Source organism: Streptomyces sp. NPDC047974 (assembly GCF_040653375.1).
Taxonomy (GTDB): domain Bacteria; phylum Actinomycetota; class Actinomycetes; order Streptomycetales; family Streptomycetaceae; genus Streptomyces.
In genome coordinates, this window is the sequence record NZ_JBEZNU010000068.1 from 1 (window position 1) to 11,208 (window position 11,208).

Genomic DNA, 11,208 nt, shown 5'->3' on the forward strand with positions numbered 1-11,208 from the left:
AGCGAGGCGAAGGCCGGCCCGCCGCGCGCGGTCCGCAGCGCCTCGGTGCCGGCCGCGTACACCACCGCCTTGCGGCAGGCGAGGTTGTTCATCGGCTGACGTCTGGGGTGATCCTATGCCCCCGCGGGACCCGCCAGGGTCGCGACGAGGACGGCCTTGATCGTGTGGAGCCGGTTCTCGGCCTCGTCGAAGACGACCGAGTGCGCCGACTCGAAGACCTCGTCGGTGACCTCCAGCTCGGTCAGGCCGTGCCGGTCGTGGACCTCGCGGGCGACCTTCGTGCCCAGGTCGTGGTAGGCGGGCAGGCAGTGCATGAACTTGACGTCCGGGTTCCCGGTGGCGCGCAGCACGTCCATCGTGACGGAGTACGGGGCGAGGGCGGTGATCCGCTCGTCCCACACCTCCTTGGGCTCGCCCATCGAGACCCACACGTCGGTGACGACGAAGTCGGCGCCCCGGACGCCGTCGGCGACGGAGTCGGTGAGGGTGAGGGTGGCGCCGCTCGCCTCGGCCAGCTTCCGGGCGGCGGTGATCACTCCCTCGGCCGGCCAGTACGCCTCGGGGGCGACGATCCGCACGTCCATGCCGAGCAGGGCGCCGGTGACGAGGTAGGAGTTGCCCATGTTGAAGCGGGCGTCGCCGAGGTAGGCGAAGGAGATGCCGTCGAGCGGCTTCTCGCTGTGCTCGGTCATGGTGAGCACGTCGGCGAGCATCTGGGTGGGGTGCCAGTCGTCGGTGAGGCCGTTGAAGACGGGGACGCCGGCGAAGGCGGCCAGCTCGTCCACGGTGGCCTGGCTGTCACCCCGGTACTCGATGCCGTCGAACATCCGGCCGAGGACGCGGGCGGTGTCCTTCACCGACTCCTTGTGCCCCATCTGGGAGCCGGAGGGGTCGAGGTAGGTGGTGGCGGCGCCCTGGTCGGCGGCGGCGACCTCGAAGGCGCAGCGGGTGCGGGTGGAGGTCTTCTCGAAGATCAGGGCGATGTTCCGGCCGCGCAGCCGCTGCACCTCGGTGCCCGCCTTCTTGGCCGCCTTCAGCTCGGCGGCGAGGGTCACCAGGCCGCGGAACTCCTCGGCGGTGAAGTCCAGCTCCTTGAGGAAGTGGCGGCCGGAGAGGTCAAGGGCCATGACGGGCGCTCCTGGGGTGGGAGGGGTGGATGCGGTCGGGGACGGAACCTGCGGGGCGATGGAAGTCTATACATACATAGGCATGTCTATACAGCCCCACCGGGGCGGGACCCTCCCCTCGGGCCCCGCGAAGCCATGCGAAGCCTTGCCGGACCCCGTGAAACCCCGCCGGACCCCGTGCGGCCCCTCACACCGCGTCCCGCTCCACCGGGCAGCTCATGCAGCGCGGGCCGCCCCTCCCCCGGCCCAGCTCGCTCCCCGGGATCTCGATCACCTCGATGCCCTGCTTCCGCAGATGCGTGTTGGTCGTCACGTTCCGCTCGTACGCCACCACCACCCCCGGCTCCACCGCCAGCACGTTGCAGCCGTCGTCCCACTGCTCCCGCTCCGCCGCGTGCACGTCCTGCGTCGCCGTCAGCACCCGCACGTCCTGGAGGCCGAGGGCCGCCGCGATCGCGCTGTGCATCTGCTCCGGCGGATGGTCCGTCACCCGCAGCGCCTGGCCCTCGTCGCCGGGCTCGATCGTGTACGAGCGCAGCATCCCGAGCCCCGCGTACTGGGTGAAGGTGTCGCCGTCCACCATCGTCATCACCGTGTCCAGGTGCATGAACGCCCGCCGCTTCGGCATGTCGAGCGCCACGATGGTCCGCGCCGAACCCGCCGCGAACAGCCCCCGGGCCAGCATCTCCACCGCCTGCGGGGTGGTCCGCTCGCTCATCCCGATCAGCACCGCCCCGTTGCCGATCACGAGCACGTCGCCGCCCTCGATCGTCGACGGGTAGTCGGCCTGCCCCTCCGACCAGTGGTGGAACGGCCCCGCCTCCGGGCCGGTGAAGAGCGGATGATGCTTGTAGATCGCCTCGAAGTGCACCGTCTCGCGCTGCCGCGCCGGCCACTTCATCGCGTTGATCGACACCCCGTCGTAGATCCACGCCGAGGTGTCCCGGGTGAAGAGGTGGTTCGGCAGCGGGCCGAGCACGAAGTCGTCCAGCTCCAGGGCGTGGAAGCGGACCGACGTCGGCTCCCGGTGCGCCGCCAGGAACTCCCGCTTCGTCATCCCGCCCACCAGCGCCTCCACCAGCGCGCCGGTCTCCAGCGAGTCGAAGGCGGCCCGCAGGTGGTCGGCGGCGAGCGGCCCGTACTCCTTCTCGTCGAAGACCCGGTCGAGGACGAGCGCCCGGGCCGCCGGCACGCCGAGCGCCTCCGCCAGCAGATCCCCGAAGAGGTGCACCTCGACGCCCCGGTCGCGCAGCACGTCCGCGAAGCCGTCGTGCTCCTGCCGGGCCCGCCGCACCCACAGCACGTCGTCGAAGAGGAGGGCGTCCTTGTTGGTCGGGGTCAGCCGCTTCAGCTCCAGATCGGGGCGGTGGAGGATCACGCGGCGGAGCCGGCCGGTCTCTGAGTCGACATGGAATCCCATGCGCCCATCCTGGCGGAGCGGACGGCCGTGCGCGTGGGAAGCGCACGGCCGAATTCGCCGCGTACGGACCGCCGGTGCCCGGTCGGCCCGGACCGCCCGGTTCCGGCTACGGCCCGGGGCCGGCCGGTTCCGGTTACAGCCTCGGGTCGACCGGCTCCGGCTACAGCCTCGGGTCGACCGGCTCCGATTCCAGGGCGAGGACGGCGAAGACCGCCTCGTGCACCCGCCACAGCGGCTCCCCGGCCGCGAGCCGCTCCAGCGCCTCCAGGCCGAGCGCGTACTCGCGCAGGGCGAGCGAGCGCTTGTGGCCGAGGTGACGGTGGCGGAGCCGTTCCAGGTTCTCCGGGCGGGTGTACTCGGGGCCGTACACGATCCGCAGGTACTCCCGGCCGCGCACCTTCACGCCCGGCTGCACGGGGCGGCCCGAGCCGTCGCGGACCAGCGCGGCGAGCGGCTTGACGACCATGCCCTCGCCGCCGGCGCCGGTCAGCTCCAGCCACCAGTCGGTGCCCGCGCGGACCGACGCCTCGTCGCCGGTGTCGACGACGATCCGCCGCGTCACCTGGAGCAGCCCCGTCGGATCGTGCTCGACGAGCCGGTCCAGCCATCCGAGCTGGACGTCGTGCGGCACGTCCGCGAGCGACCGCCCCCGGACCGCGAGCAGCTGGAACGGCGCGAACCGCACCCCGTCCAGACCCTCCGTCGGCCAGCAGTACCGCCGGTACGCCTCGGTGAACGCGCCCGCGTCCGCCGCCCGTCCGCGCTGCGCGGCGAGCAGCCCGTCCAGGCCCTCGACACCCCGCGCGGCCGCCGTCTCCAGCGCCCGTACGGCCTCCGGGAGGACGGCTCCCGAGGCGGCGCCGACCGCCGCGTACTGGTGGCGCAGCAGCCCGCCCGACTTCAGCGACCACGGCATCAGCTCGCCGTCGAGCAGCAGCCAGTCCGTGTCGAGCTCCTCCCAGAGCCCGGCCGCGCCGATCGCCGTCCGCAGCCGGCCGAGGACCTCCTCGGTGGCCGCCTCGTCGTCGAAGAACGGCCGGCCGGTACGGGTGTGCAGCGCGCCCGTCGGCCCGTCCACGCCGAACCGCTCCCGGGCCGCGTCCGCGTCCCGGCAGACCAGCGCCACCGCCCGCGAGCCCATGTGCTTCTCCTCGCACACGACCCGCTCGACGCCGTCCGCCCGGTACTGGGCGAAGGCCTCCGCCGGATGCTCCAGGAAGCCCTCCGCCTTCGCGGTCGGCGTCGGCGCCATCGTCGGCGGCAGGTACGCGAGCAGCCGCGGGTCGACGGCGAAGCGGCTCATGACCTCCAGGGCCGCCGCCGCGTTCTCCTCCCGCACCGCCACGTTGCCCAGGTGCCGGGTCTCCACCGTCCGCCGTCCGTGGACGTCGGCGAGGTCGAGCGGCCGGCCCTCGTGCCCGCCGGGCGCCTCGGACGCCAGCGGGCGGGCCGGCTCGTACCAGACCCGCTCGGCCGGCACGTCGACGAGCTCGCGCTCCGGCCAGCGCAGCGCGGTCATCCGCCCGCCGAAGACGGCGCCGGTGTCCAGGCAGAGGGTGTTGTTGACCCAGGAGGTCGTCGGCACCGGCGTGTGGCCGTAGACGACCGTCGCCCGGCCCCGGTACTCCTCCGCCCACGGATAGCGCACCGGCAGCCCGAACTCGTCGGTCTCGCCGGTGGTGTCGCCGTACAGCGCGTGCGAGCGGACCCGGCCCGAGGTGCGGCCGTGGTACTTCTCCGGCAGACCGGCGTGGCACACCACCAGGTTCCCGCCGTCGAGGACGTAGTGGGAGACGAGCCCGTCGATGAACTCCCGCACCTGCTCGCGGAACTCCGCCGGCTCGCGCTCCAGCTGCTCCACGGTCTCGGCGAGGCCGTGGGTCCGCTGGACCTTCTTGCCCTTCAGCCAGCGGCCCAGCTTGTTCTCGTGGTTGCCCGGCACGCAGAGCGCGTTCCCGGCCGCCACCATGCCCATCACCCGGCGCAGCACGCCCGGCGAGTCCGGGCCGCGGTCGACGAGGTCGCCGACGAAGACCGCCGTGCGGCCCTCCGGGTGCGCGCCGTCCGCATAGCCGAGCCGCGCGAGCAGCGTCTCCAGCTCGCTCCGGCAGCCGTGGATGTCGCCGATGATGTCGAACGGCCCGGTGAGGTGCCGCAGGTCGTTGAAGCGGCGCTCCAGGCGCACCTCCGCGGCCTCCACCTCGGCGACCGAGCGCAGCACGTGGACCTTGCGGAAGCCCTCCCGCTCCAGGCCCTTCAGCCCCCGGTGCAGCTCGCGCCGGTGGCGGGGGATGACGTGGTCGGGCATGCCGGACCGGTCGGCCCGCAGCGCGTTGCGCTCCCGGCAGACGGATTCCGGCAGGTCGAGCACGATCGCGATCGGCAGCACGTCGTGCTCCCGGGCCAGCTGGACCAGCTGCCGGCGCGCCTCGCGCTGCACGTTGGTGGCGTCGACGACGGTCAGCCGGCCGGCCGCGAGCCGCTTGCCGACGATGTAGTGGAGGACGTCGAAGGCGTCCTTCGACGCCGACTGGTCGTTCTCGTCGTCCGCGACGAGCCCCCGGCAGAAGTCCGAGGACACCACCTCGGTGGGCTTGAAGTGCCGCCGCGCGAACGACGACTTGCCGGAGCCGGTGGCGCCGACGAGCACGACGAGGGAGAGGTCGGTGACGGGCAGCGCCCGGCGCTCCTCGGTGGTGGTGACGGTCATGCCCGGTCCTCCTCCTGCTTCTTCGTCGTCCGTTCGTCCGCTTCCCCCGCGCGGGTGAAGACGGCCATCTGCGTGGGCGCGCCGACCTCGGGGTCGTCCGCGCCGACGGGCGCGAACTCCACGGCGTAGCCGTACCGTCCGGCCACCGCGCCGGCCCACTCCCGGAACTCCGCCCGGGTCCACTCGAACCGGTGGTCGCCGTGCCGGACGTGCCCGGCTGGCAGCGTCTCCCAGCGCACGTTGTACTCCACGTTCGGCGTGGTCACCACGACCGTGCGCGGCCGGGCCGCGCCGAACACCGCGTACTCCAGGGCCGGGAGCCGGGGCAGGTCCAGGTGCTCGACGACCTCGCTGAGCACGGCCGCGTCATAGCCGCCGAGCCGCTTGTCGGTGTACGCGAGCGAGCCCTGGACCAGCTTCACGCGGGCGGCCTGCCGCTCGCCCATCCGGTCCAGGTGGAGCCGGCGCGCGGCGACGGTCAGCGCCCGCACCGACACGTCCACGCCCACGATCTCGGTGAAGCGCGCGTCCTTGAGCAGCGCCTGCACCAACTGGCCCTGTCCGCAGCCCAGATCGAGGACCCGTGCGGCGCCGGCGGCCCGCAGGGCGGCGAGGATCGCCGCCCGCCGGTGCTCGGCGAGCGGCACCGGCCGCTGTTCGGTGTCGCTCGCCTCGTCCACGGCGTTGTCGACGTCCTCGACGTCGAGCCCGTCGGCCTCGGCGAGCCGGACCAGTTCGAGCCGCTCCGAGGCCTCGCGGGCGAGGCTCCGGCGGCGCGCCAGATAGCGGTGGGTGATCAGCTCGCGGCGGGGGTGCGTCGCCAGCCAGCCCTCGCCGGCCCGCAGCAGCTTGTCGACCTCGTCGGGCGCCACCCAGTAGTGCTTGGCGTCGTCGAGCACCGGCAGCAGCACGTACAGCTGGTTCAGCGCGTCCGCGAGCCGCAGCCCCTCGCCCGCCAGGACGAGCCGCACGTACCGCGAGTCGCCCCACTCGGGGAACGCGGCGTCCAGCGCCAGCGGTTCGGCGTCCACCGTCGTCCAGCCCAGCGGCGCGAACAGCTCGCGCACGAGCTCCGCGCCGCCGCGCGCCGGCAGCACGGGCACCTCGATCCGCAGCGGCAGCGGCGCGGCCGCCCGCTCGGGCAGCGCGCGGCACTGGCCGTGCAGCGCCGTCTTGAAGACCTGCGCGAGGGCGACCGCGAGCAGCGAGGACGCGGCGTACGGCCGGTCGTTCACGTACTGCGCGAGCGCCGCGTCGGGGGCGCCGCCCCGGCCCTTCCCCTTGCCCCGGCGCACCAGCGCCACGGGGTCCACCTCCAGGAGCAGGGCCGCGGTGCACCGCTCCGCGGTGGCCTCGGGGTAGAGCACGTGCGCGATGCCGTGCGAGGTCGAGAACGCCTGCGCCCGCTCGGGATGCTTGTGCAGCAGGAAGCCGAGATCGGTCGCGGGGCGCTCCGGGGTGCCGGTGGTACTGATCGTCAGGAACACACGTCCGAGTATGAGCGCCCCGCCTCAACCCCGACCAGGCATTTTCCCTCCTTCCTTCGGTGCCGGCCCCGCCGCGGCGGCGAGGGCGGCGACGGTCTCAGGACCGACCCGGCAGCAGCCGCCGACCAGCCGGGCCCCGGCGGCGGCCCACCCGGCGGCGAGCCCCGGAGCGGCCGCCGGGCCGTACGCGGACTCCCCGCGCCAGCCCCGGGCCTCCGCGTCCCACCGCTCCCCGCTGTTCGGGTAGACGACGGCGGGGCGGCCGGTCACGGCGACGGCCGTGGCGACGGCCTCCTCGACCTCCGCCGGCTCGCAGCAGTTCACCCCGACGGCCACCACCTGGTCGTTCCCGGCCGCGACCGCGAACGCCTCCGCCAACCCCTGCCCGGCCCTGGTCCGCCCGCCGGCCACCGTGTACGACAGCCAGACCGGCACCCCGCACCCCTCGGCCGCCCGCAGCAGCGCCTCCGCCTCCACGGCGTCCGGCACCGTCTCCAGGGCCAGCACGTCCGGCCCCGCCGCGGCCAGCGCCTCCACCCTGGGCCGGTGGAAGGCCACCAGCTCCCGCGCCGAGAGCCCGTACCGCCCCCGGTACTCGCTCCCGTCGGCCAGCATCGCCCCGTACGGCCCGACGGAGGCCGCCACCCAGGCCTTCCCCGCCCCCGCGGCCCGGGCCAGCGACACGCTCCGGCGCAGCAGCTCCGCCGTCTCCCGCCGCCCGAGGCCCCGGCGGGCGAAGCCCTCGAAGGTCGCCTGGTAGCTGGCGGTGATCAGCACCTGGGCACCGGCCCGGACGTAGGCGGCGTGGGCCGCCGCAACCTGCTCGGGCGCGTCGGCGAGCAGCCGTGCCGACCACAGCGCGTCCGACAGCTCGCACCCCTGCGCCTCCAATTGGTTGGAGAGCCCGCCGTCGAGCACGAGCACCCCGCCGGCCAACGCCCGCGCGAGCGTCGGGGCCTCCGTCCGGCCGGGCGACCGGTCGGACGTCCGGTCGGGAGTCCGGTCGGGCCTCCGGTCGGGAGTCCGGTCCGAGGGCATCGGGTCAGCCCAGCTGCGGTGCGACCTGCGCGGAGATCAGCTCCAGATGGTCCAGGTCGTCCAGGTCGAGGACCTGGAGGTAGACCCGGGAGGAGCCGACCGCCGCGTAGCGGCCGAGCTTGTCGACGACCTCGGCGGGCGTGCCCGCGAGGCCGTTGGCCTTCAGTTCCTCCACCTCCCTTCCGATCGCGGCGGCGCGGCGCGCCACCTCGGCGTCGTCCTTGCCGACGCAGACGACCAGCGCGTTGGAGTACACGAGGTCCCCGGCGGGCCGGCCCGCCTCCTCGGCCGCGGCGCGCACCCGGCCGAACTGCCGCTCGGTGTCCTCGACGGACGCGAACGGGACGTTGAACTCGTCGGCGTACCGCGCCGCCAGCCTCGGCGTGCGGGTCGCGCCGAGGCCGCCGATCAGGACCGGGACCCTCCGCTGGACCGGCTTGGGCAACGCGGGCGAGTCGGCGAGACGGTAGTACTCCCCCTCGTAGTCGAAGGTCTTGCCGGCCTCGGTCTCCCACAGGCCCGTGACGATCGCCAGCTGCTCCTCCAGCCGGCCGAACCTCTCCTTCGGGAACGGAATGCCGTACGCGGTGTGCTCCTCCTCGAACCAGGCCGCGCCCAGGCCCAGCTCGACGCGGCCGCCGGACATCTGGTCGACCTGGGCCACCTGGATGGCGAGGACGCCCGGCAGCCGGAAGGTGGCGGCGGTCATCAGGGTGCCGAGCCGGATCCGCCGGGTCTCGCGGGCGAGACCCGCCAGGGTGATCCAGGCGTCGGTCGGTCCGGGCAGCGCGTCCCCGGAACCCATCCGGAGGTAGTGGTCGGAGCGGAAGAAGGCGTCGAAGCCGAGCTCCTCGGTGGCGCGGGCCACCCTGAGGAGGGTGTCGTAGTCGGCGCCCTGCTGCGGTTCGGTGAAAACGCGGAGATCCATGCCTCCCATCCTGCACCTCGGGGTGCGTGTCAAGCCGCGCGTCAGCGCGGGGGGCCTCCCGGCCCGGTCGGGTGAATATCCGTCCCCCTGGCGGGACGCGTCACCGCTGGCCAGTGACCGTGACCGGGCGTCGTCGTTTGCTCGGGCGGAGCCGGACCGCCCGGCCCGCGTGCCGGCGGCCGCAGCCGGTGCGTCGTTCTTCTCCCGTGGTCCCGTCCGTGCCGGCCGGGGTGCGGGGCGAGGAGGCCGCGATGTCCCAGGAAGCCGCGCCGGAGCAGGCGCTGCCCGAGCAGCAGGTGCCGCAGTCCGTGCCCGAGCAGCAGGCTCCGGGAGCCCCGAAGGGGCTGCTCCAGCAGATGGAGGAGCTGATGGCGGCGCTCTCCGCCGACCTCTCCCAGCTGGACGCGGACCTCCAGTCCACGGCGGAGCGCCTGGACGCGGAGCCCTCCGACGATTCCGGGGCGCACTGACCGCCCCGCCCTCCTGTCTCCCGTACCGCCTCCCCCGTCCTCCCCCGTCCTCCCCCGTCGTCCCTCGTCCTCCTGTCGTCCTCCCCTCGTCCCCCTCACCTCCGGGCCCGGGACCTCAGCGGTCCCGGGCCCGGTCGCGCTCCCGGTCCCGCTCCCGCCCCTGGTCCTGCGCCTGCTCCGTCTCCCGGCCGGGCTCGGGGGCCGGGCGGGAGGGGGCGGCGGGGGTCCTGGGGCGGGGGGTGGTGGCGGGCGGCGTGGTGGCGGGCGGAGGGCCGGCCCGGCGCCTCGGCGGGTCGGGAGGGCGGGCCCGGCCCTGCTCGCGGACGTCGAGCCGCCGCAGCATGCCCCGGACCCGGTCGCCGGCCTCGTCGGCGGCGTCGATGGCCTCCATGCACTGCCAGTACAGGCTCTCGTCGTCGGTGACCGAGGCCACGCCGACGAGCGCGATGCCCACCTCGCCCAGCAGCTCGCCGAGGGCGGTCAGCGCCGAGCGCGGGTCGCCGACCCCGGTGAGCCGCGCCGCGCGCGGGCCGGCCGCTCCCCACGTGGGGTACTCCCCCGCCTCGCTGAGCCCCCGTGCCTCGCCCCGCAGCTCCAGCGGTCCGCAGAGCGCGAGGTGACTTCCTATCGCCTGGGCGAGGGCCCGGGCCTGCCAGGCTTCCGCCACGATGTCGTGTGCCGTCCGGCTCTCGCCCAGCGCGTACAGGCCCGCCTGGACGAGTCGCTCCGCCTCCATCAACTCCGCCCCCGTTCGTGCGACTTGCCGTTCTCTCAGTCCACTACCCAGAGTGAGGCCGCCTGAGCCCCGGCACCAGAGGAATTCGGAAATCTGTGGACAGGCATCTCGACGGGGATGAACCGATCACTCCGAAGAGTGACGATCCGTGCTTTCGGTGCCCGACTCGTCCGTTCCGTCCCGTCTGCGGGGCGGGAAGCGGAGTTCGTTCCGGTCGATCTTGGCGGCGAGCGCGGCGAGGGGGTCGATCCCCAGCACCGTACAGAACTGGAGGGTGTAGGCGAGGACGTCGGCCACCTCGTCGGCCACCCGGTGGGCCCGGTCCGGGTCGTCCATCACCTTCTCCGCCTGCTCGGGCGTCAACCACTGGAAGATCTCCAGGAGTTCGGCCGCCTCGACGCTGAGCGCCGCCGCGAGGTTCTTGGGCGTGTGGTAGGGCTGCCAGTCGCGCGCCGCCGCGAAGGCGGCGAGGCGGCGCTGGAGCCCCGCCACGTCGTCGTGTTCGGTGTCCGTCACGGGGTCAGGTCTACCACCGTCACCCCGGTGGTCCGGCGGGCCTGGGCGGCGGTGCGCTCGCCGACCGCGCCGGCCAGCCGGATGTGGCCGTCGGCGGCGATGGCGGCGGTCAGGCCGAGGAGGGCGGCGGTCTGGCGGCCGTCGAGCCCCCGGTCGAGGTCGTCGGCGAGGAGGGTCAGACACTGCATGGCGTCCGGGACCTCGGCGATGCGGTCCATGGCGAGGACGCCGGGACCGGTGAGGAGGGTCAGCGCGAGGGCGAGGTAGCGGAGTTCGCCGGCGCCGAGGCGGCTGAGCGGGGTGCCGGGGCGGGCACCCCGGGCGAGGAGGGCGCGGACGGTGCCGTCGCGGAGCTCCTGCACGCCGACGCCGGTGACGGGTCCGGCGCAGCCCGCACCGGCGACGGCGGCGAGGCGCTGGTGGCGGCGCGGGCAGTCGGTGCGGGTGCGGTGCAGGACCTCGGCGAGGTTGGCGCAGTCGCGCAGCAGCCGGCCCTCGCCGGGGAGGGCGGGGGCGCGCATCCTGTCCGGTTCGGGGGCGCAGGGGAAGAGGGAGCGGAGGCCGACGACGGCCTGTTCGGCGGCGGCGAGCACCTCGCGCTGCCCCTGGGTGGCGCCGGCCACGCGCAGGGGGAGGAGGGCGGTGCCGAGGAGGTCGTCGGGGAGCGGGGCGCGGGTGACAGGCGTGGCGCCGGCGGTGAGCCAGGCGGCCTGGACGGTGGTGCGGCCGGGGTCCCTGAGGGCGGTGGTGAGGAGGGTGCGGCCGTGGCGGGTGAG

Annotated in this window: 8 protein-coding genes and 2 pseudogenes; 1 reads left to right on the forward strand and 9 read right to left on the reverse strand. The window is 74.6% G+C overall.

Annotated elements, in window-relative coordinates:
* Window positions 1-113: 113 nt before the first annotated feature.
* The 6 genes from argF to AB0E19_RS37710 all read right to left on the reverse strand — a co-directional run bounded on the left by argF (window position 114) and on the right by AB0E19_RS37710 (window position 8,710).
* Window positions 114-1,127, reverse strand: coding sequence for an ornithine carbamoyltransferase (gene argF, locus AB0E19_RS37685; RefSeq protein ID WP_362189481.1), 1,014 nt, complete (start codon window positions 1,125-1,127; stop codon window positions 114-116).
* Between the two features lie 187 nt (window positions 1,128-1,314).
* Window positions 1,315-2,547 carry an arginine deiminase gene (locus AB0E19_RS37690; protein ID WP_362189484.1) on the reverse strand — a complete coding sequence of 411 codons (1,233 nt, stop codon included), beginning with the start codon at window positions 2,545-2,547 and terminating at the stop codon, window positions 1,315-1,317.
* A 160-nt stretch (window positions 2,548-2,707) separates the two neighbouring features.
* Window positions 2,708-5,257 carry a polynucleotide kinase-phosphatase gene (locus AB0E19_RS37695; RefSeq protein WP_362189487.1) on the reverse strand — a complete coding sequence of 850 codons (2,550 nt, stop codon included), beginning with the start codon at window positions 5,255-5,257 and terminating at the stop codon, window positions 2,708-2,710.
* Window positions 5,254-6,744, reverse strand: a complete 1,491-nt coding sequence (locus AB0E19_RS37700) for a 3' terminal RNA ribose 2'-O-methyltransferase Hen1 (protein WP_362189490.1) — start codon at window positions 6,742-6,744, stop codon at window positions 5,254-5,256. The genes AB0E19_RS37695 and AB0E19_RS37700 overlap by 4 nt, the downstream gene beginning before the upstream one ends.
* A gap of 24 nt (window positions 6,745-6,768) precedes the next feature.
* Window positions 6,769-7,782 carry a homocysteine S-methyltransferase gene (gene mmuM / locus AB0E19_RS37705; RefSeq protein WP_362189493.1) on the reverse strand — a complete coding sequence of 338 codons (1,014 nt, stop codon included), beginning with the start codon at window positions 7,780-7,782 and terminating at the stop codon, window positions 6,769-6,771.
* A gap of 4 nt (window positions 7,783-7,786) precedes the next feature.
* Complete coding sequence (locus AB0E19_RS37710) at window positions 7,787-8,710, reverse strand: LLM class F420-dependent oxidoreductase (protein ID WP_362189496.1); 924 nt, start codon at window positions 8,708-8,710, stop codon at window positions 7,787-7,789.
* 251 nt (window positions 8,711-8,961) lie between these two features.
* On the opposite strand from AB0E19_RS37710, the gene AB0E19_RS37715 reads away from it, so the two are divergent.
* Window positions 8,962-9,180 (forward strand): hypothetical protein, encoded by a 219-nt coding sequence (locus AB0E19_RS37715; protein WP_362189499.1) that lies wholly within the window; start codon window positions 8,962-8,964, stop codon window positions 9,178-9,180.
* A gap of 304 nt (window positions 9,181-9,484) precedes the next feature.
* On the opposite strand, the pseudogene AB0E19_RS37720 reads toward AB0E19_RS37715, so the two are convergent.
* From AB0E19_RS37720 to AB0E19_RS37730, 3 genes and pseudogenes are all read right to left on the reverse strand, one after another.
* Window positions 9,485-9,916, reverse strand: a pseudogene (locus tag AB0E19_RS37720) (DUF6099 family protein); the annotation flags it as partial.
* Between the two features lie 126 nt (window positions 9,917-10,042).
* Window positions 10,043-10,432, reverse strand: coding sequence for a nucleotide pyrophosphohydrolase (locus AB0E19_RS37725; protein ID WP_362189502.1), 390 nt, complete (start codon window positions 10,430-10,432; stop codon window positions 10,043-10,045).
* A pseudogene (locus tag AB0E19_RS37730) lies at window positions 10,429-11,208 on the reverse strand (ATP-binding protein); the annotation flags it as partial. The pseudogene AB0E19_RS37730 and the gene AB0E19_RS37725, both read right to left, overlap by 4 nt.